Genomic DNA, 19,124 nt, shown 5'->3' on the forward strand with positions numbered 1-19,124 from the left:
ACGCCGGACTGCGGAGGAAATGACCCCTTCGTCCAGACGCAAAACGAAAACCTGCTGCAATCAGATTGCAGCAGGTGAACGCGCGATACTACCACAGTCCGGAGGCAAGGGATAAGAACCCCCTTGCGATTCTCCGGCAAACCAAGCGCTTAGATACGACGGCGCTTCGGCGGGCGGCAGCCGTTGTGCGGCACCGGCGTCACATCTTCGATCACCGCGATCTTGATGCCCAGCGCGTTCAGCGCACGGACAGCCGACTCACGGCCGGGACCGGGGCCCTTGATGCGCACTTCCAGGTTCTTGATACCCTGGTCTTGCGCAACACGGCCGGCGTTCTCGGCAGCAACCTGGGCAGCGAACGGGGTCGACTTACGCGAACCCTTGAAGCCCTGGCCACCTGCGGTCGCCCACGACAGGGCGTTGCCCTGGCGGTCGGTGATGGTGATGATGGTGTTGTTGAACGAAGCGTGGACGTGCGCAATGCCGTCGGCAACGTTCTTCTTGACCTTCTTACGCGCGCGCTGGGCGGCGTTATTCGGACCTTTTGCCATTCGATTCTTCCTATGCCTTCGGCTTTACTTCTTCAGTGCCACGCCGGCCTTGCGCGGACCCTTACGGGTACGAGCGTTGGTGCGGGTACGCTGACCGCGCATCGGCAGACCCTTGCGGTGACGCATGCCACGATAGCAACCAAGGTCCATCAGACGCTTGATGTTCATCGTGGTTTCACGACGCAGGTCACCCTCGACCGTGACCTTGCCCACTTCATCACGAAGCTTTTCCAGGTCGGCGTCGGTCAGGTCCTTGACCTTCTTGTCAAACGGTACACCGGTGGCCTCGCAAATCTTGCGGGCGCGCGAGCGGCCGATACCGTAAATGGCCGTCAGGCCGATTTCGGTATGCTTGTGGTTCGGGATGTTAACCCCTGCGATACGTGCCATTCGTCAATCCTCTTTCCGATTAGCCTTGGCGTTGCTTGTGGCGGGGATCCGACGAGCAGATCACGCGCACGACACCGTTGCGCTTGATGATTTTGCAGTTGCGGCAAATGCGCTTAACAGAAGCCAGCACTTTCATGATTTTCCTCTTCCTTCAATTCCTGTTCGCTTCACTTCGTCCGGAAGACGATGCGTGCGCGTGACAGATCATATGGGGTCAGCTCGACAGTCACCTTGTCACCCGGAAGAATCCGGATGTAGTTCATTCGCATCTTGCCGGAGATATGGCCCAGTACTATGTGGCCGTTTTCAAGCTTGACGCGGAACGTCGCGTTGGGGAGATTTTCCAGGACCTCCCCTTGCATCTGGATGACGTCGTCTTTTGCCATACCTGAGCCTGTCCCAACCTGTTTTTAACGCAAGGTCAGGTTACCCTTGAAATTCGCCTTCTTCAGCAGCGACTCATACTGCTGCGACATGACGTAGGACTGTACCTGTGCCATGAAGTCCATCGTGACGACCACGATGATCAGCAGCGAGGTTCCGCCGAAATAGAACGGAACGTTCCAGCGCAGCACCAGGAATTCCGGCAACAGGCAGACTAGTGTGATGTAAATCGCACCAGCCAGCGTCAGGCGCACCAAGATCTTGTCGATATAGCGCGTCGTTTGCTCGCCCGGACGGATGCCCGGAATGAAGGCACCACTCTTTTTCAGGTTATCCGCCACTTCCCGGCTGTTGTACACCAGAGCCGTATAGAAGAAGCAGAAGAAAACAATCGCAGTTGCATACAGCAGGATGTACACCGGCTGACCCGGCGACAGCGTGGCAGCCAGGTCCTTGATGAACCGACCCACCGCACTCGTCGAGTCCGACGTAAACCAGCCCGCAATCGTTGCCGGGAACAGGATGATCGACGATGCAAAGATCGGCGGAATCACCCCTGCCATGTTCAGCTTCAGCGGCAGGTGCGACGACTGACCGCCGTACACCTTGTTGCCGACCTGACGCTTGGCATAGTTCACCAGAATCTTGCGCTGGCCACGCTCGATAAACACCACGGCGAAGGTCACACCCGCAATGATCGCCACGATGAAGATCGCCGCGATGATGCTCATGGAACCCGTACGGACCAGTTCGAACAGTCCGCCAATCGCATTGGGCAAGCCCGCCGCGATACCGCCAAAGATGATGATCGAGATACCGTTGCCCAGACCACGCTCGGTGATCTGTTCACCCAGCCACATCAGGAACATCGTGCCAGTCACCAGCGTGATCACCGCCGTGGCCCGGAACATCAGACCCGGTTCCAACACGAGACCAGGCTGCGATTCCAGCGCAACCGCAATCGACAGCGCCTGGAACGTGGCCAGAACCACAGTGCCGTAACGCGTGTACTGCGTAATCTTGCGTTGCCCTGCCTGCCCTTCCTTCTTCAACGACTCCAACTGTGGCAGCACGATCGTCAACAACTGCATGATGATCGACGCCGAGATGTACGGCATGATGCCGAGCGCGAAGACGGTAAAGCGCGACAGCGCACCGCCCGAGAACAGGTTAAACATCCCGAGGATGCCACCTGACTGAGACTGGAAAAGCTTCGCAAGCTGGTCCGGATCAATCCCCGGCACCGGAATATGCGCACCGATGCGGTAGACGATCAAAGCCAGCACCAGGAACATCAACCGGCGCTTGAGGTCGCCGTACTTCGCCGTGTTCCTGGCCTGCGCGCTTGCATTGGGTTTCGCCGTGGCCAAACGATGCTCCGACTGTGACTTCGCCTATGCTGCGAATGCTACTGCGTAATTACGCTTCGATCTGGCCGCCAGCGGCTTCGATCGCAGCCTTGGCACCAGCGGTGGCGCCCAGACCCTTGATCGTCACCTTGCGGGACAGTTCACCGGCCTTGATGACCTTTGCGCTCTTGACCAGCTCGCCCACCAGGCCAGCTTGCTTCAGGACCAGCAGGTCCACTTCAGCAGCTTCCAGGCGTTCGATGTCGCGCAGGGTCACTTCGGCGGTGAAGGCCTTGGTCAGCGAGGTGAAACCACGCTTCGGCAGGCGGCGATACAGCGGCATTTGACCGCCTTCGAAGCCCACCTTGTGGAAGCCGCCCGAACGCGACTTCTGACCCTTGTGACCGCGACCAGCCGTCTTGCCCAGGCCGGAGCCGATACCGCGGCCGACGCGACGCTTAGCGTGCTTCGAACCGTCAGCCGGTTTCAGGTTGTTCAGTTGCATGTTGCTCTCCAAGTCCCGATCAGGCCAGAACCTTGACCAGGTACGAGACCTTGTTGATCATGCCGCGCACGGCGGGCGTGTCCTGCAGCTCCGAAACGGAGTTCAGACGGCGCAGGCCCAGGCCACGAACGGTGGCGCGATGATCCTCGCGCGTGCCGATCAGGCTGCGCACGAGTTGCACTTTTACGGTTTTCTGCGACATTTCGTTCACCTTAGCCGAGGATGTCTTCAACCGACTTGCCACGCTTGGCGGCGATTTCTGCCGGCGTGCTCATCTTGGTCAGACCATCGAGGGTGGCACGAACCATGTTGTAAGGGTTCGTCGAACCGTGCGACTTGGTCACAACGTTCGTCACACCCATCACTTCGAAGATCGCGCGCATCGGGCCGCCGGCGATCACGCCAGTACCTTCCTTGGCGGGCATCATCAGAACCTTGGCGGCGCCGTGACGACCAACAACTTCGTGCTGCAGCGTGCCGTTCTTCAGTGCGACCTTGACCATCTTGCGACGGGCTTCGTCCATTGCCTTCTGCACGGCCACCGGAACTTCCTTGGCCTTGCCCTTGCCCATGCCGATGCGGCCATCGCCGTCACCCACCACGGTCAGCGCAGCGAAACCGAGGATACGGCCACCCTTCACCACTTTGGTGACACGGTTGACCGAGATCATCTTCTCGCGGAGGCCGTCGTCGCGTTCGTCCTGTTGGACTTTTGCTTGCATCTTTGCCATGACGTATCTCTCTGTGAGCGCTTAGAACTTGAGGCCGGCTTCGCGGGCAGCGTCAGCCAGGGCCTTCACGCGGCCGTGGAAGCGGAAGCCAGCGCGATCGAACGCGACGGTTTCCACGCCGGCAGCCTTTGCCTTCTCGGCAACACGCTTGCCCACCACGGTGGCGGCAGCGACGGTAGCACCGTTGCCATTCAGTTCCTTGCGCACTTCTGCCTCGGCGGTCGAAGCCGAAGCCAGCACTTGCGTGCCGCACGGCGAGTACACCTGAGCGTAAATATGCGAATTCGTACGGAACACGGTCAGACGATTCACCTTCAGTTCCGCGATCTTGGCGCGGGTCTGACGTGCACGGCGCAAACGAGCGTCTTTCTTGTTCATCATTGCACCCCTTACTTCTTCTTGGTTTCCTTCAGGATGACGCGCTCGTCAGCGTAGCGAACACCCTTGCCCTTGTAGGGCTCAGGCGGACGGTACGCGCGAACTTCCGCGGCAACCTGACCGACTTTCTGCTTGTCCGCACCCTTGATGATGATCTCGGTCTGCGTCGGCGTTTCGGCCTTCACGCCTTCCGGCATCTCATGGATCACGTCGTGCGAGAAACCAAGCTGGAGCTTCAGAGCGGCGCCCTGCAGTTGAGCGCGGTAACCCACGCCAACCAGCTGCAGCTTGCGCTCGAAACCGGTGGTCACGCCCTTGACCATGTTCGCGGCCAGCGCGCGCATGGTGCCTTGCAGGGCGTTAGCTTCGCGCGATTCGTCGGCCGGTTCGAACGTCAGCGTGCCTTCGGCAACGTTGACCTTCACCAGGCTATGAATCGGCTGGGACAGCGTACCGAGCGGGCCCTTTACGGAGAGCACGCCAGCCGCCACATTAACTTCCGCGCCTTTCGGCAGCGCGATGGGAGCCTTACCTACACGGGACATGTTTGCTCCTTACGCGACGTAGCAGAGAACTTCGCCGCCCACGCCAGTGGCACGTGCCTTGCGGTCGGTCATCAGACCCTGCGGGGTCGAGATGATCGCAACGCCCAGGCCGTTCATCACGTGGGGAATGTCGCTGCGGCCCTTGTACACGCGCAGACCGGGCTTCGAAACGCGTTCAATGCGCTCGATCACCGGACGGCCGGCGTAATACTTCAGACCAATGGTCAGTTGCGCCTTGCCGCCTTCTTCCTGCACCGAGAAGTCTTCGACGTAGCCTTCGTCCTTCAGGACTTTGGCGATCGCAGCCTTCAGTTTGGACGAGGGCATGACCACCGACGCCTTCTGCACGCCCTGGGCGTTGCGAATGCGCGTCAGCATATCGGCGATAGGATCGCTCATGCTCATACTGTTTCTCCTGTAGCCTGTGCGTAATTACCAGCTGGCTTTCGTCAGACCCGGAATTTCGCCCTTGAAGGCGATTTCACGAATCTTGTTACGCGCCAGGCCAAACTTGCGGAAGGTACCGCGGGGACGACCGGTGATCGCGCAGCGGTTACGCTGGCGAGTCGGGTTCGCGTTGCGCGGGAGCTTTTGCAGCTCGAGGCGCGCCAGATAACGCTCTTCTTCCGACTTTTCTTGGTCGTCAATAATGGCCTTGAGGTTTGCGCGCTTGTCGGCGTACTTCGCCACGAGCTTTGCGCGCTTCTTCTCACGTTCAATCAGAGCCAGTTTAGCCACGGTTACCCCTTAATTACGGAACGGGAACTTGAACGCATTCAGGAGAGCCTTGGCTTCCTCGTCGTTCTTAGCCGTCGTCGTGATGCTGATGTTCAGACCACGCAGTGCGTCGATCTTGTCGTACTCAATTTCGGGGAAAATGATCTGCTCTTTCACACCGATGTTGTAGTTACCACGACCGTCGAACGATTTGCCCGACACACCACGGAAGTCACGCACGCGCGGCAGGGCCACGGTCACGAAACGATCCAGGAATTCGAACATACGCTCACCGCGCAGGGTCACCATCGCACCGATGGGGTAGCCCTGACGGATCTTGAAGCCGGCGATGGCCTTCTTGGCCTTCGTCACCACAGGCTTCTGACCGGCGATCTTGGTCAGGTCGCCGACGGCCAGTTCAATGACCTTCTTGTCATTGATGGCTTCGCCAAGGCCCATGTTCAGGGTGATCTTGGTGAAACGCGGCACTTCCATGACCGACTTGTAGCCGAACTGCTTCATCAGCGCCGGCACAACCTGTTCTTTGTAAAACTCTTGCAGACGTGCTGTCATGCTCAACTCCTATCTGTGCCCAGAATCAAGCGGCCAGGACGGCACCGGTCGTCTTCAGCACGCGCACGCGCTTGCCGTCTTCGACCTTGATACCGACGCGCGACGGCTTGCCATTGGCATCTACGAGCGCAACGTTGGAAATATGCAGCGGCATGAGCTTGTCGACCACACCACCGGTGGTGCCCAGCATCGGGTTCGGGCGAGCGTGCTTCTTGGCAACGTTCACACCTTCAACCACGACCTTGTCACCCTGCACTGCTTGCACCGTGCCGCGCTTGCCCTTGTCCTTGCCGGTCAGCACGATGACTTCGTCGCCTTTGCGAATCTTGTTCATGGCGGCTCCTTACAGCACTTCCGGAGCGAGCGACACGATCTTCATGAAGCGCTCGGTACGGAGTTCACGAGTCACCGGCCCGAAAATACGGGTGCCGATCGGCTCGAGCTTGTTGTTCAGCAGGACAGCAGCATTGCCGTCGAACTTGACGAGCGAACCATCAGCGCGGCGCACGCCCTTGGCGGTACGCACGACGACTGCGTTGTAGATGTCGCCCTTCTTCACGCGACCGCGCGGCGCTGCGTCCTTCACGGTCACCTTGATGATGTCGCCCACGCTCGCGTAGCGGCGCTTGGACCCACCCAGTACCTTGATGCACAGCACTTCGCGCGCACCGGTGTTATCGGCCACTTCGAGCCGGCTTTCTGTCTGAATCATGGTGTTATCTTCCCAACTTAATCCGCCAGACTCTCCATATAGGAAGCCCGCCGGTCAGTCTTGGTCCCGTCGGTACCTGGCATTGCGCCCCGCACCGCTTGGGTTGATCAACTTGGAAGTCGGTAGTGCCTGCTACCCCGCAAAACATGGAGCACCAGACCCTGGCTCGCTTCGCAGGCCCGCCCGGGTGATACTGCAGGGGCAAGCGCAACAAAGCGGAAGTCCAGGATTATAGCATATAACCCTGGACTTGCAAGTCATCAATACACTGTTGTGTTTAGATGACGCGCGCAGCTTCTACCAGCCGGGAAACCACCCAGGACTTGGTCCGCGACAGCGGACGGGTTTCCTGGATCTCGACCTTGTCGCCTTCCTTGTACTGGTTGGCCTCGTCGTGTGCGTGGTACTTCTTCGAACGCAGCACGTACTTGCCGTACAGGGGGTGCTTGACGCGGTTTTCGATCAGGACCGTCACGGTCTTGTCCATCTTGTCGCTCACGACACGACCCACGAGGGTACGGCGAAGCGACGTTTCAGTCTTCGCAGCTTCAGTCATTTCGCGTTCGCCTTTTCGGTCAGCACGGTTTGCACACGCGCGATGTCCTTGCGCACCTTCTTCAGCTGGCTGGTGTTCTGCAGCTGTTGGGTGGCCTTTTGCATGCGCAGGCTAAATTGGGCCTTCAGCAGCTCGGAGAGCTCCTGGTTCAGGCCTGCGGCGTCCTTGCCGCGCAGTTCGGATGCTTTCATCCTTAACTCTCCTTACGTACCGACCTGACGCACCACGAAATTCGTGGCGATCGGCAGCTTGGCGGCCGCGAGGCGGAACGCCTCACGCGCCAGCTCTTCGCTCACGCCATCCATTTCGTACAGCATCTTGCCCGGCTGAATTTCAGCCACGTAGTATTCCGGGTTGCCCTTACCGTTACCCATACGAACTTCGGCAGGCTTCTTCGAGATCGGCTTGTCCGGGAAAATCCGGATCCAGATGCGGCCGCCACGCTTGATGTGACGGGTCATCGCACGACGTGCCGACTCGATCTGACGAGCGGTCAGGCGACCACGGCCCATTGCCTTCAGGCCGAATTCGCCGAAAGACACGGCGTTACCACGGGTAGCCTTACCCGTGTTGCGGCCCTTCTGCTCCTTGCGATACTTCCTACGCTTCGGTTGCAGCATTGTTATTCTCCACTCTTCGCATCTGCGCCAGGCGCAGCACGACGACCAGCACCGGCACCACCGCGGCGGTTGCCAGCCGGACGGCCTTCACCTTCGCGGCGACGGCCTTCCGGACGACCCGGGCGACGACGACGGTCTTCTTGCGGCTCTTCAACCACGGGCGCATCGTTGCGGCCCAGGTGATCACCCTTGTAGACCCACACCTTGACACCGATGATGCCGTAGGTGGTTTCGGCTTCGGAGAAGCCGTAGTCGATGTCGGCGCGCAGGGTGTGCAGGGGCACACGGCCTTCGCGGTACCACTCGGTACGTGCGATTTCGATACCGTTCAGACGACCCGAGCTCATGATCTTGATGCCTTGGGCACCCAGACGCATCGCGTTCTGCATCGCGCGCTTCATGGCGCGACGGAACATGATGCGGCGCTCGAGCTGCTGCGTGATCGAATCGGCGATCAGCTGCGCATCGGTTTCCGGCTTGCGGATTTCCTCGATGTTCACGTGCACGGGCACGCCCATGCGACGTTGCAGCTCGGCCTTCAGCAGTTCGATGTCCTCACCCTTCTTGCCGATCACCACGCCCGGACGCGAGCTGTAAATGGTGATACGTGCATTACGGGCAGGACGCTCGATCACGACGCGGCCAACCGATGCGTTCTTGAGCTTCTTCTTCAGGAACTCGCGAACTTCGATGTCTTCTTTCAGCATGCCGGCGAACTTCGTGTTGTTGGCGTACCAACGCGAAGCCCAGTTACGGCTGACGGCCAGACGGAAGCCAGTCGGATGAATCTTCTGTCCCATCGTGACTCCTTAGTTGCCGAGCGTCACAGTGATGTGACAGGTTTGTTTCTCGATGCGGTTGCCGCGGCCCTTCGCCCGTGCGGTGAAGCGCTTGAGCGAGGTTGCCTTGTCGACGAAGATCGATTTGACCTTCAGCTCGTCGATGTCGGCGCCTTCGTTGTGCTCAGCGTTGGCGATGGCCGATTCGACCACCTTCTTCACAATCCCGGCGGCCTTCTTCGGGCTGAAAGCCAGGATGTTGAGCGCACGCTCGATCGGCAGACCACGGATCTGGTCAGCGACCAGACGCGTCTTCTGGGCGGAGATGCGGGCACCGCGATGAATCGCTTTCACTTCCATGATGGCACCTTACCTCTTCGCTTTCTTGTCAGCCGCGTGGCCCTTGAACGTGCGAGTGATCGCAAATTCGCCGAGCTTGTGGCCAACCATGTTTTCCGTCACGTACACCGGCACGTGTTGACGGCCGTTGTGCACGGCGATCGTCAGGCCGATGAAGTCCGGCAGAATGGTCGAACGACGCGACCATGTCTTGATGGGCTTCTTGTCCTTGCCGCCAACGGCCGCTTCCACCTTCTTCAGCAGGTGGCCGTCGCAGAACGGACCCTTTTTTGCGGAACGAGTCATATCTTTAGCTCCTACCTACCGATTAGCGCTTGTGGCGGCGCTGGACGATCATGCTGTCCGTGCGCTTGTTGCTGCGTGTACGGTAACCCTTAGCAGGGGTACCCCACGGCGACACAGGATCGCGACCAGCAGCAGTCTTGCCTTCACCACCACCATGCGGGTGGTCGACCGGGTTCATCACCACGCCGCGAACGGTCGGGCGAATACCGCGCCAGCGAGTTGCACCGGCCTTGCCGATGACGCGCAGGCTGTGCTCTTCGTTGCCCACTTCACCGATGGTGGCGCGGCATTCGATATGCACGCGACGCACCTCACCGGAGCGCAGACGAACCTGAGCGTACAGGCCTTCGCGGGCCAGCAGCACGGCGGAACCACCAGCAGCACGCGCAACTTGCGCGCCCTTGCCAGGCAGGATTTCCACGTTGTTGATCGTGGTACCAACCGGGATGTTGCGGATCGGCAGGTTGTTACCAGCCTTGATCGGCGCTTCCGAGCCGTTCATCAGGGCTTGGCCGGCTACCATGCCCTTCGTGGCGATGATGTAGCGGCGCTCGCCGTCGGCGAACAGCACCAGCGCGATGTTCGCGCTGCGGTTCGGATCGTATTCCAGGCGCTCGACCTTGGCGGCGATGCCGTCCTTGTCGTTGCGCTTGAAGTCGACCACACGGTAGTGGTGCTTATGACCACCGCCCTTGTGGCGGGTGGTGATATGACCATTGTTGTTACGACCCGACTTCTGGAATTGCTTTTCCAGCAGCGGAGCGTGCGGGGCGCCCTTGTGAAGGTCCTTGTTGACCACCTTCACCATCGAGCGACGACCCGGGGAAGTCGGCTTGGTCTTGACGAGTGCCATGATTACTTGGCCTCCGCTTCAAAATTGATTTCCTGACCCGGCTTCAGCGACACGTAAGCTTTCTTCACGTGGTTGCGACGGCCCATGAAGCGGCCAAAGCGCTTTTGCTTGCCCTTCTGGTTCAGGATCTGAACGGACTGCACCTCGACCTTGAACAGCAGTTCGACTGCGGCCTTCACTTCTGCCTTGTTGGCATCGCGAGCCACTTCGAACACGACTTGTTCATTCTTGTCGGCTACCAGGGTTGCCTTTTCGGAAACCACCGGCGCGAGCAGCACCTGCATCAAACGATGATCGTTCTTGGCTACTTGCGTCATTTCAGCAACTCCTCGATCTGCGCGACAGCCGCCTTCGTCACCAGCACCTTCTTGTAGTGCACGAGCGACAGCGGATCAGCATGACGCGGCTCCACGACTGCCACGTTCGGCAGGTTGCGCGAAGCCAGGTAGAGGTTCTCGTCGAGGTTGTCGGTGATGATCAGCACCGAGTCCAGGCCCATGGCCTTGAACTTGTCGGCCAAGAGCTTGGTCTTGGGCGCGTCGACAGCGAAACCGTCCACCACGTTGATACGACCTTCACGTGCGAGCTGCGAGTAAATCGAGCGCATACCAGCACGGAACATCTTCTTGTTGACCTTCTGGCTGAAGTTCTCTTCCGGCGAATTCGGGAAGATACGGCCACCGCCACGCCACAGGGGCGAGGACGACATACCGGCACGAGCACGGCCCGTACCCTTCTGGCGCCACGGCTTCTTGGTCGTGTGCTTGACCTCTTCACGATCCTTCTGCTTACGGTTACCGCTACGCGCGTTGGCCTGGTAAGCGACGACGATCTGGTGAACGAGGGCTTCGTTGTAGTCACGGCCGAACACTTCGGCAGACGCGGCAACGCCGGCGCCGATTTGACCGTTGTCCTGGAGGAGCTTGAGTTCCATTACATGCGCTCCTTAAGCTTTGGCCTTGACGGCCGGGGTCACGATGACCTTGCCGCCCTTGGAACCGGGGATGGCGCCCTTGACCAGCAGCAGCTTGCGCTCTGCGTCGATCTTGGCGATCTCGAGGTTTTGCACGGTGCGGGTAGCGTCACCCAGGTGACCCGTCATGCGCTTGCCCGGGAACACGCGGCCCGGATCCTGTGCCATACCGATGGAACCCGGAACGTTGTGCGAACGCGAGTTACCGTGGGTGGCACGACCCGATGCGAAGTGGTGGCGCTTGATGGTACCGGCGTAGCCCTTACCGATGCTCACGCCCTGCACGTCGATCTTCTGGCCAACCTGGAACAGGTCGACGGAGAGCGAGCTGCCAGCTTGCAGCTCGGCAGCCTTGGCTGCATCGATGCGGAATTCTTTGATGACTTCGCCAGCTTCCACACCGGCTTTGGCGAGGTGACCCGCCAGCGGCTTGGTAACGCGGCTTGCGCGTCGGCTGCCAAAGGTGACTTGAACGGCGGTGTAACCGTCGGTCTCGTCCGTCTTGATTTGCGTCACGCGGTTGTCGCCGACCTCGACCACGGTAACGGGAATCGAATCACCGTCGTCCGTGAAAATACGGGTCATGCCAACCTTGCGACCTACAAGGCCAAGGCTCATGGTTTGCTCCATTCCCAGCTGCGATTGGCCGGGGCTGATTGATACACGAAAACTGTGTGAGTGCGGGTTGCGCGAAAGAAATTGCGCACGACCAAAACGGTCCCCGCTACCCGGAGAAACGGGTAGCCTTACACTATAACGCAGGAGCTTGGAAAGGGCAAGTTCAATTGCCGAATCCCGCGCAGGACCACGTCTGTAGCGACAGAATTCGGCGAAATTGCGGCGTAAAGCCAACTCGTGGCGGCGCGATGGCCGCCGAAGTGTGCATTTCAGGCGGCCACGCGGACGAAATCGCCCCCGTAGAACACCAGCGGATCACCATCGGAGGCTGCAAAATCCTCTACCGCACCGACGATCAGCAGGTGATCGCCGAGCGGGTCGGCGCGCTCGACACGGCACGAAAGCGTCGCGAGCGCCTCGTCAAGATATGGCACGCCACGCGGACAGCGCCAGTGCGGCACACCGGCGAACTTGTCGGGCTGGGGTCTGGCGAATCGACGCGCCAGTTCGTCGTGCCCGGCCCGGAGGATGCTCACGCCGAACGCCTCTCCTGACTGAAACAGTGCCGCATTGGGCGAATGGCGCGCCAGGCTCCAAACGATCAGCGGCGGATCCAGCGACAGCGAGGCGAACGAGTTCACGGTCAGCCCCACCGGCCGGCCTTGTGGGGCGCACGCACCAATGATCGCCACGCCCGTCGCGAACCGTCCGCAGACCCTTCGCAGGGCGCGGGGATCGGGCGCGCCCGCCGGCGCGCTTGCGACTATCTTGGTCGAGTCCACGTCACGCTGCCTTGGCCAGTTGCTGGTCGATCAACTGCTGACATGCCACCGGATCGGACCACCACGGGAAGAAATCCGGTGGATTGTCGAATCCGTTGGCAATGCGCGCGGCCAAAGCCGGCGACTGGCCCGCGGCGCCCAAGAGGCCGAGGATATGAGGCGGCGGCGGGGTCAGCAGCGAGTTGGTCCAGTTGACCACATCGCCCGCGTACGCCCAGTACCGCTCGAACGTCTGGTTCATCCAGTCCGCGTCATAGGGAAGGCCGTCCCGCGCGAGGATGGCATCCAGATAGACCTTGCAGCACTTGGCGGCGTTATTCGAACCCTGACCAGTGATGGGATCGTTGACGACCACGGCGTCGGCCATGCCAAACACCAGTCGACCGGAAGGCAAGGTCAGTACCGGCTTGCGCACCGTCGGCGCGAAGCGGCCCGACAGGATGCCGTTGGCATCGGTCAGCGCCACGCGATCGCAACGCTCGGCCTCCCAGGGCAGATAGGTACGCAGGATGCGCAGGCTCTCCTCGAGGTGTGCTTCCGGCGTGCGCGCTTCGGACCAGCGGTCCATGTCGCCGCCCGGTACCCCTTCGAACACCATGATCTCGCATGGCCCGGATAGCGTAAGCGCTGGGAACACGAAGTACTCCCCTACCCCCGGGATGAGGTTGAAGCAAACCCGCGAGAAGGGTGTGCGCGGCAACATGCCGGTGACGTACGTCAGCGCCAGCGCGCGTTGTGGCGCGCTGAAAGGGCTGCGTGCGGCGTCGCGCTCGAAGCGGCTGACGATCTCCCCCTTGCCGGCGGCCAGCAGCACCAGGTCGTGGTCGAGCGTCAGGGCTTCCAACTCATTCAGCCCAACATCGACAATGCGCAGATCGCCGCCGCGTTCGACAAAGGCATCCATCCACGCCGGCATCTTCAGGCGCTGGTCCACTGCCTGCGCCACGCGGTCCAGCGGGGCCGCCCAGTCGATCAGCTTCTCGCCGCGCCGTTCCGGATGGGGAATGGCCAGGCCGATACCTTCCACGGGCGGGCACGCTTCCTCCCACCAGTTGAGATCGAGATCGCGCTCGGTCTGCAGCGCGCGGTCGAACATGCATTGGCTGGACATCACCTTGCCCGCGCGAATCTGGTCCGCGGTGCGATTAGACAGCAATGTCACCCGATAGCCTCTGGCCTGCAGCCCCAGGGCCATCTGTAATCCGGACTGGCCGGCACCGACGATGGCAATACGTTGGCTCATGGTTGTCTCCGTGATCTGTTTTCGGAAGGCGATTCAGCCAGCCAGCTTGCCGATGGCCGGGACGTTCTGTTCAGGGCCCATGGCGGCGTATCCGCCATCCACCGCGTAGTCCGCTCCGGTGACGAAGCTGGCGTGATCCGAGCAGAGAAACAGGACCACCTGTGCGACCTCGTCCGGCTCGCCAACGCGGCCGAGCATGTGGAAGGGCGCGGCCACGGCATCGGTGCGCGCGCGGTTGCCACCGCTGACTTCGTCCATCAGCCGGCACCAGGTCCATCCCGGCGAGACGGCATTGACGCGGATGCGGTCCGGCGCGAGGTCCATCGCCATGCTGCGCGTCAGTTGCGCCATGGCGGCCTTGGATACTGGATAGAGCCAGCGCCCGGTCTGCGCGACCCGCGCCGAGATGCTGGTGAAATTGACGATGGCACCGCCGCCACGCGTGCGCATGTGCGGGTGCACGGCCTGCGCCAGCATGACGCCGGACACCACGTTCACATCGAGTGCCGCCAACCAGTCAGCGCGGGAAGAGCGAAAGCCATCATCCAGATAGGTGCAGGCCAGGTTGACCAGAAAATCCACGCCGCCGAATCGGCTGACCACCTGCGCCACCGCGCTGCGGACCTGATCGTCCTGGGTGACGTCGGTGGGCACGAACATGGCCATCGGTCCCAACAACGCCGCCACGCGCTCGCCGCCGGCGGCGTCGATATCGAGAATCGCCACGCGGGTACCCGCTTCGGCAAATGCGCGGGCAACCCCCGCGCCGATCAGTGTGGCGCCGCCTGTGACGATGGCTACCTTGTCCTGCAAGCCTTGCATGATGGTGTCTCCTCGATTGATGTGCGGGGCGGCCTCTGACGTGCCGTCCCCGCGTTCCGCCCGTTCCGCGACGTGGGCCGGGGGCGTTACTTGCCTTCGCTCTCGCTCCAGCGCGCCATCAGCGTGTTGGATGGCAGCGTTTCGTCCAGCAGCTTGCGTGCCGTCTCGATTCCGGCCACGGGCAGCCCCTTGGGATCGAGCAGGCCGACCTGTACCAGCACGCTGGCCTGGTCCCAATAGATATGCTCGTGATAGAGCTTGTCGCCACGGAACTTGATGATGGCGATCAGCGGGATCTCGACGCGCTTGCCGGTTGGAGGCACGCCGGGGAGCATCCAGTCGATCTCGCAGGTGTGGGTAAAGCAGAAGAGGATCTCGTCCACTACCTGGCTGGCGCCGATCGTGCGGGACAGCGGAATCAGCGTGGTGTCGGGCGGATTGCTGTGGACGAAGTGGTGCTGGTAGAAGCGCTTGAGCTGCCGGTAGCCCACGCCGCCGGTCATCGTCGGGATGTGGTTGACGTATGGCTCGGCCACCATCGTCGCCATCGTGGCATCGACATCGCGCGTGGCGAATTCGTACTCGCAATGCTTGTCCCACAGCGCGGAGAAATCGTAGTGCGGCCCCATCTCGGCGCGGAACGCCGCGATCGAACGCTGGTGCGCCATCAGAGCCGATGCCTTGTCGAAGTGCTCGCCGCCGGTGCGCGCGAACGCGTGATCCATCCCCGGATAGACGTACAGTTCGACACCGGGTTGGCCGGACAGCGCTTCGCGGATGCTCGCCTGCGCCTCGGGCGGGCAGAAGCCATCGCGCTCGGCGACATGCAGTACCAGCCGGCCACGGATGTTTCTGGCCTCGCCAAGCGCGCGCTCGATACCAACCCCGTAGTAGCCGACGGCACAGGCTACGTCCGGCAGTCGGCACGCCGCCAGATAGGCCAGCTTGCCGCCGAGGCAGAAGCCGAGCACACCGGTCTGGCCAGCGCATTCGGGGCGTTGGCGTAGCGTGGCGAGAGCGGCGCCGACGTCCTGCACGCCCTTATCTTCGTCAAATTGCTGGTACAAGCCGAGTGCACGCTGGAAGTCCGCCCCGCGGTCGGATAGCTCGATCCCGTGCTCGATGCGCCAGAACAGATCCGGCACCAGCACGGTATAGCCTTCCTCGGCGTAGTAGTCGGCCACCTGCCGCATGGTGGCATTGACGCCGAAGATCTCCTGGCACAGCACGATGCCAGGGCCCTTGCCTCCTGCCGGAGTGGCGAGATAGCCACTGAAGTTGCCGTCCTGGGTCTGGATCTGGATAGTCTGGCCCATGCCTTTTGCTCCTGTATGTTTTGTGGGTATGGCCGCCGTGCGTGCCCCGCCGTTGCCTTCATGATCGGAGACCCGCACCGCAGCAAACTAGCCGCCTAGTGCAGCGGCTATCCGATTAGTGCAGGAAAGTGCGTCCCCGTTCAAGGGGGACGTTGGGGCCGGGGACGAATCCGCTATAGTGGTGCGCAGCGAATCAGCCGCTGCGCACTGTGCCAGCCGGCTGACAACAGCCGGAATCACGCGGCGCGCACGTTCGGTCAAGGTGGCGATCCACCGGCAGAAGCGGCAGCGCCCGGGCCGGCCCCGCCAGGAGCGAGACATGCCGCAGATGCCCCCCACTGCCCCGGCCATGGTGCCGCTGGCAGGTGCCCTGCTTCACGACACCGGCCGTCTGGTGTTCGATTCGGACGACCTCGACACCACGCGTGCACGGGTTGCGTCGGTCTTCAAGCCCCATCGACTCACCCTGCATGGCAATGCTCTGCGTGCGCGAATGCATCACGTGCCCGTGGGGGCAGTGTCCTTCAACCGGCTCAGTTACGGCGGAGACGTGACAATCGACCCAGGCCCGCTCGGCGATTTCTTGCTGATACAGATGCCGATGGCTGGCCAGGCGGATATTCACTGCGGCGGGCAGCACGTTGTCTCGGATTCGGAATGCGCCTCGGTGCTGACGCCGAGCGAACCCCTGCGGATGCGATGGAGCGCCGACAACGACCAACTCATCGTACGCATCGAACGCAGCGCGCTGGAACGCGTTTGCGCGGCATATCTGGGCCGGCGACCGAACCAGCCGCTGCGCTTCCAGCTCGGCATGGCCTGGCGCAACACGGGGTGGCAGTCGCTCGTCCAGTATCTTGCCGACACCTTGAACCACGCGCCGCAAACCGCGAGCCACCCGCTAACTGCCTGCCAGCTCGAGCAGTTGGCAATCGGCACATTGCTGACGTTCCAGCCGCACAGCCTGTCCGACGTGTTACGCGAACACGGCAAGCCGCTGGCGCCAAGGCACGTGAAGGTTGTCGAGGAATACATCCATGCCCACGCCGATGCAGCGGTGACGCCCGCGCTGCTCGCCGAGATGGCGGGGGTCAGTCTGCGCAGCCTGTATGCGGGATTCCGCGAGCATCGTGGCCTGAGCCCGATGACCTATCTGCGCACGGTCCGCCTGGAACGGGTGAGGCAGGATCTGCTCAATGACGCAACGCTGTCTTCGGTAACGGCCGCCGCGTTGCGCTGGGGCTTTGCTCACCTGGGGCGATTCAGCGTCGAATACCGGCGTGCGTTTGGGGAGTGCCCGGGAGAAACCTTGCGGCGACGCGGCCGGGGCTAAGCCAGGCAAGAAACCGGGTCACCACAAAACAAAAACGGCGAACCGAAGTTCGCCGTTTTGCTGCAACAGGCCGCCGATTCGGCCCGAAACATATTTACACCTTGATCTCGACGTCCACGCCTGCCGGCAGGTCGAGCTTCATCAGCGCGTCGACGGTCTTATCGGTCGGGTCGACGATGTCCATCAGGCGCTGGTGAGTGCGGATCTCGAACTGATCGCGGCTGGTCTTGTTGACGTGCGGCGAACGCAGGATGTCGAAGCGCTGGATACGGGTCGGCAGGGGCACGGGACCCTTGACGATAGCACCGGTACGCTTGGCGGTATCCACGATTTCGGCTGCCGACTGGTCGATCAGGCGATAGTCGAAAGCCTTCAGGCGGATACGGATCTTCTGGTTCTGCATGATTGTTCCTTAAAAGAGCGATGGGCTAGTGGCCCGGATAAAAGGGGACATGCCCGCGGGCATGTCCCAGGAAGATTGCTTAGTCGAGGATCTTTGCCACAACGCCGGCGCCGACGGTACGGCCACCTTCGCGGATAGCGAAGCGCAGACCTTCTTCCATGGCGATCGGGGCGATCAGCTTGACAGTGATCGACACGTTGTCACCCGGCATCACCATTTCCTTGTCCTGCGGCAGCTCGATCGAGCCGGTCACGTCGGTCGTACGGAAATAGAACTGCGGGCGGTAGTTGTTGAAGAACGGCGTGTGACGACCACCTTCGTCCTTCGACAGAATGTACACCTCACCCGTGAAGTGCGTGTGCGGCTTGATCGAGCCCGGCTTGCACAGAACTTGACCACGCTCCACGTCTTCGCGCTTCGTGCCGCGCAGCAGCAGACCAACGTTGTCACCAGCCTGGCCTTGATCCAGCAGCTTGCGGAACATTTCCACGCCCGTGCAAGTCGTCTTCACCGTCGGGCGGATACCCACGATTTCGATTTCTTCACCGACCTTGATCACGCCACGCTCGATACGACCGGTCACCACGGTACCGCGGCCCGAGATCGAGAACACGTCTTCCACCGGCATCAGGAACGTACCGTCCACAGCGCGCTCCGGCGTCGGGATGTACGTGTCCAGCGCGTCGGCCAGGTTCATGATCGCCACTTCACCCAGTTCGCCCTTGTCGCCTTCCAGCGCCAGCTTGGCCGAACCCTTGATGATCGGCGTGTCGTCGCCCGGGAATTCGTACTTCGACAGCAGCTCGCGCACTTCCATTTCCACCAGCTCGAGCAGCTCGGCGTCGTCCACCATGTCGCACTTGTTCAGGAACACGATGATGTACGGCACGCCAACCTGACGGGCCAGCAGGATGTGCTCACGCGTCTGCGGCATCGGGCCGTCAGCGGCCGAGCACACCAGAATCGCGCCGTCCATCTGCGCAGCGCCCGTGATCATGTTCTTCACATAGTCAGCGTGGCCCGGGCAGTCAACGTGAGCGTAGTGACGGTTGGCCGTCTCGTATTCCACGTGCGCGGTGTTGATCGTGATGCCGCGTGCCTTCTCTTCCGGCGCTGCGTCGATTTCGTCGTACTTCTTGGCTGCGCCACCGAACTTGGCTGCCAGCACCGTGGCAATCGCTGCCGTCAGCGTCGTCTTGCCGTGGTCAACGTGACCAATCGTACCTACGTTCACGTGCGGCTTGGTCCGCTCGAACTTTTCCTTTGCCATGTTTCAGCTCCTAATGGAATACAGTCTGATTCGATTCTTTACACCGCCACGCAGATCATGCGTGGCGGTACAGCGT

General features: G+C 61.4%; 32 protein-coding genes. 1 reads left to right on the forward strand and 31 read right to left on the reverse strand.

The features are described 5' to 3' along the window. Positions 1 to 149 precede the first annotated feature (149 nt). The 29 genes from rpsK to WD006_RS24375 form a co-directional block, all read right to left on the reverse strand. On the reverse strand, positions 150 to 551 hold the full coding sequence (gene rpsK / locus WD006_RS24235) for a 30S ribosomal protein S11 (protein ID WP_008642963.1): 402 nt from the start codon (positions 549 to 551) through the stop codon (positions 150 to 152). 24 nt (positions 552 to 575) lie between these two features. Next, positions 576 to 941 (reverse strand): 30S ribosomal protein S13, encoded by a 366-nt coding sequence (gene rpsM / locus WD006_RS24240; RefSeq protein WP_008642961.1) that lies wholly within the window; start codon positions 939 to 941, stop codon positions 576 to 578. 19 nt (positions 942 to 960) lie between these two features. Further along, positions 961 to 1,077: a 50S ribosomal protein L36 gene (gene rpmJ, locus WD006_RS24245; protein ID WP_008642959.1), complete on the reverse strand. Its 117-nt coding sequence runs from the start codon at positions 1,075 to 1,077 to the stop codon at positions 961 to 963. A gap of 31 nt (positions 1,078 to 1,108) precedes the next feature. Then, positions 1,109 to 1,327: a translation initiation factor IF-1 gene (infA, locus tag WD006_RS24250; protein ID WP_008642956.1), complete on the reverse strand. Its 219-nt coding sequence runs from the start codon at positions 1,325 to 1,327 to the stop codon at positions 1,109 to 1,111. A gap of 24 nt (positions 1,328 to 1,351) precedes the next feature. Next, positions 1,352 to 2,695 (reverse strand): preprotein translocase subunit SecY, encoded by a 1,344-nt coding sequence (gene secY / locus WD006_RS24255; RefSeq protein WP_008642955.1) that lies wholly within the window; start codon positions 2,693 to 2,695, stop codon positions 1,352 to 1,354. Positions 2,696 to 2,744: 49 nt separating this feature from the next. Then, the gene (gene rplO, locus WD006_RS24260) at positions 2,745 to 3,179 is read right to left on the reverse strand and encodes a 50S ribosomal protein L15 (protein ID WP_008642954.1); all 435 of its coding nucleotides are present in this window, start codon (positions 3,177 to 3,179) and stop codon (positions 2,745 to 2,747) included. A gap of 19 nt (positions 3,180 to 3,198) precedes the next feature. Beyond that, positions 3,199 to 3,381 carry a 50S ribosomal protein L30 gene (rpmD, locus tag WD006_RS24265; RefSeq protein ID WP_008642953.1) on the reverse strand — a complete coding sequence of 61 codons (183 nt, stop codon included), beginning with the start codon at positions 3,379 to 3,381 and terminating at the stop codon, positions 3,199 to 3,201. Between the two features lie 10 nt (positions 3,382 to 3,391). Further along, a complete protein-coding gene (gene rpsE / locus WD006_RS24270; RefSeq protein WP_008642951.1) occupies positions 3,392 to 3,910 on the reverse strand; it encodes a 30S ribosomal protein S5 in 519 nt (172 codons plus the stop codon). A 21-nt stretch (positions 3,911 to 3,931) separates the two neighbouring features. After that, complete coding sequence (gene rplR, locus WD006_RS24275) at positions 3,932 to 4,288, reverse strand: 50S ribosomal protein L18 (RefSeq protein ID WP_008642949.1); 357 nt, start codon at positions 4,286 to 4,288, stop codon at positions 3,932 to 3,934. 11 nt (positions 4,289 to 4,299) lie between these two features. Then, positions 4,300 to 4,833, reverse strand: coding sequence for a 50S ribosomal protein L6 (rplF, locus tag WD006_RS24280; protein WP_011517766.1), 534 nt, complete (start codon positions 4,831 to 4,833; stop codon positions 4,300 to 4,302). Between the two features lie 9 nt (positions 4,834 to 4,842). Next, positions 4,843 to 5,238, reverse strand: a complete 396-nt coding sequence (gene rpsH, locus WD006_RS24285; protein ID WP_011517767.1) for a 30S ribosomal protein S8 — start codon at positions 5,236 to 5,238, stop codon at positions 4,843 to 4,845. Between the two features lie 27 nt (positions 5,239 to 5,265). Continuing rightward, positions 5,266 to 5,571 carry a 30S ribosomal protein S14 gene (gene rpsN, locus WD006_RS24290; protein WP_008642942.1) on the reverse strand — a complete coding sequence of 102 codons (306 nt, stop codon included), beginning with the start codon at positions 5,569 to 5,571 and terminating at the stop codon, positions 5,266 to 5,268. 9 nt (positions 5,572 to 5,580) lie between these two features. After that, on the reverse strand, positions 5,581 to 6,123 hold the full coding sequence (rplE, locus tag WD006_RS24295; RefSeq protein ID WP_008642941.1) for a 50S ribosomal protein L5: 543 nt from the start codon (positions 6,121 to 6,123) through the stop codon (positions 5,581 to 5,583). Between the two features lie 25 nt (positions 6,124 to 6,148). Continuing rightward, the gene (gene rplX / locus WD006_RS24300; RefSeq protein WP_008642940.1) at positions 6,149 to 6,457 is read right to left on the reverse strand and encodes a 50S ribosomal protein L24; all 309 of its coding nucleotides are present in this window, start codon (positions 6,455 to 6,457) and stop codon (positions 6,149 to 6,151) included. A gap of 9 nt (positions 6,458 to 6,466) precedes the next feature. Further along, complete coding sequence (gene rplN / locus WD006_RS24305) at positions 6,467 to 6,835, reverse strand: 50S ribosomal protein L14 (RefSeq protein ID WP_006576237.1); 369 nt, start codon at positions 6,833 to 6,835, stop codon at positions 6,467 to 6,469. A 277-nt stretch (positions 6,836 to 7,112) separates the two neighbouring features. Next, entirely contained in the window at positions 7,113 to 7,391 is a 279-nt protein-coding gene (gene rpsQ / locus WD006_RS24310) for a 30S ribosomal protein S17 (RefSeq protein WP_008642939.1), read from the reverse strand. Then, a complete protein-coding gene (rpmC, locus tag WD006_RS24315) occupies positions 7,388 to 7,582 on the reverse strand; it encodes a 50S ribosomal protein L29 (RefSeq protein ID WP_008642937.1) in 195 nt (64 codons plus the stop codon). The genes rpsQ and rpmC overlap by 4 nt, the downstream gene beginning before the upstream one ends. Before the next feature lie 12 nt (positions 7,583 to 7,594). After that, positions 7,595 to 8,011: a 50S ribosomal protein L16 gene (gene rplP / locus WD006_RS24320; protein ID WP_006576240.1), complete on the reverse strand. Its 417-nt coding sequence runs from the start codon at positions 8,009 to 8,011 to the stop codon at positions 7,595 to 7,597. 2 nt (positions 8,012 to 8,013) lie between these two features. Further along, complete coding sequence (rpsC, locus tag WD006_RS24325; protein ID WP_008642932.1) at positions 8,014 to 8,811, reverse strand: 30S ribosomal protein S3; 798 nt, start codon at positions 8,809 to 8,811, stop codon at positions 8,014 to 8,016. Positions 8,812 to 8,820: 9 nt separating this feature from the next. Next, the gene (gene rplV / locus WD006_RS24330) at positions 8,821 to 9,150 is read right to left on the reverse strand and encodes a 50S ribosomal protein L22 (RefSeq protein ID WP_008642930.1); all 330 of its coding nucleotides are present in this window, start codon (positions 9,148 to 9,150) and stop codon (positions 8,821 to 8,823) included. A 9-nt stretch (positions 9,151 to 9,159) separates the two neighbouring features. Continuing rightward, a complete protein-coding gene (gene rpsS / locus WD006_RS24335; protein ID WP_008642928.1) occupies positions 9,160 to 9,435 on the reverse strand; it encodes a 30S ribosomal protein S19 in 276 nt (91 codons plus the stop codon). Between the two features lie 22 nt (positions 9,436 to 9,457). Continuing rightward, positions 9,458 to 10,288 carry a 50S ribosomal protein L2 gene (gene rplB, locus WD006_RS24340; RefSeq protein WP_008642926.1) on the reverse strand — a complete coding sequence of 277 codons (831 nt, stop codon included), beginning with the start codon at positions 10,286 to 10,288 and terminating at the stop codon, positions 9,458 to 9,460. Between the two features lie 2 nt (positions 10,289 to 10,290). Beyond that, complete coding sequence (rplW, locus tag WD006_RS24345; protein ID WP_006576245.1) at positions 10,291 to 10,605, reverse strand: 50S ribosomal protein L23; 315 nt, start codon at positions 10,603 to 10,605, stop codon at positions 10,291 to 10,293. Then, positions 10,602 to 11,222 carry a 50S ribosomal protein L4 gene (rplD, locus tag WD006_RS24350; RefSeq protein ID WP_008642923.1) on the reverse strand — a complete coding sequence of 207 codons (621 nt, stop codon included), beginning with the start codon at positions 11,220 to 11,222 and terminating at the stop codon, positions 10,602 to 10,604. The genes rplW and rplD overlap by 4 nt, the downstream gene beginning before the upstream one ends. A gap of 12 nt (positions 11,223 to 11,234) precedes the next feature. After that, positions 11,235 to 11,879 carry a 50S ribosomal protein L3 gene (gene rplC / locus WD006_RS24355; RefSeq protein WP_011517768.1) on the reverse strand — a complete coding sequence of 215 codons (645 nt, stop codon included), beginning with the start codon at positions 11,877 to 11,879 and terminating at the stop codon, positions 11,235 to 11,237. 269 nt (positions 11,880 to 12,148) lie between these two features. Beyond that, complete coding sequence (locus WD006_RS24360; RefSeq protein ID WP_029308633.1) at positions 12,149 to 12,661, reverse strand: flavin reductase family protein; 513 nt, start codon at positions 12,659 to 12,661, stop codon at positions 12,149 to 12,151. A gap of 1 nt (position 12,662) precedes the next feature. Beyond that, positions 12,663 to 13,904, reverse strand: a complete 1,242-nt coding sequence (locus WD006_RS24365; protein WP_029308634.1) for a styrene monooxygenase/indole monooxygenase family protein — start codon at positions 13,902 to 13,904, stop codon at positions 12,663 to 12,665. A gap of 33 nt (positions 13,905 to 13,937) precedes the next feature. After that, positions 13,938 to 14,726 (reverse strand): SDR family oxidoreductase, encoded by a 789-nt coding sequence (locus WD006_RS24370; RefSeq protein ID WP_029308635.1) that lies wholly within the window; start codon positions 14,724 to 14,726, stop codon positions 13,938 to 13,940. Positions 14,727 to 14,812: 86 nt separating this feature from the next. Continuing rightward, complete coding sequence (locus WD006_RS24375; protein ID WP_029308636.1) at positions 14,813 to 16,042, reverse strand: dienelactone hydrolase family protein; 1,230 nt, start codon at positions 16,040 to 16,042, stop codon at positions 14,813 to 14,815. A 319-nt stretch (positions 16,043 to 16,361) separates the two neighbouring features. On the opposite strand from WD006_RS24375, the gene WD006_RS24380 reads away from it, so the two are divergent. Further along, positions 16,362 to 17,375 carry an AraC family transcriptional regulator gene (locus tag WD006_RS24380; protein ID WP_008642902.1) on the forward strand — a complete coding sequence of 338 codons (1,014 nt, stop codon included), beginning with the start codon at positions 16,362 to 16,364 and terminating at the stop codon, positions 17,373 to 17,375. A 94-nt stretch (positions 17,376 to 17,469) separates the two neighbouring features. Here WD006_RS24380 and rpsJ read toward each other — a convergent pair whose 3' ends face one another. After that, complete coding sequence (rpsJ, locus tag WD006_RS24385) at positions 17,470 to 17,778, reverse strand: 30S ribosomal protein S10 (RefSeq protein WP_006160488.1); 309 nt, start codon at positions 17,776 to 17,778, stop codon at positions 17,470 to 17,472. A 79-nt stretch (positions 17,779 to 17,857) separates the two neighbouring features. Further along, complete coding sequence (gene tuf, locus WD006_RS24390) at positions 17,858 to 19,048, reverse strand: elongation factor Tu (RefSeq protein WP_011517774.1); 1,191 nt, start codon at positions 19,046 to 19,048, stop codon at positions 17,858 to 17,860. Between the last annotated feature and the right edge of the window lie 76 nt (positions 19,049 to 19,124).

This window comes from Cupriavidus sp. Met-2 (assembly GCF_049843575.1).
Classification (GTDB): domain Bacteria; phylum Pseudomonadota; class Gammaproteobacteria; order Burkholderiales; family Burkholderiaceae; genus Cupriavidus; species Cupriavidus metallidurans.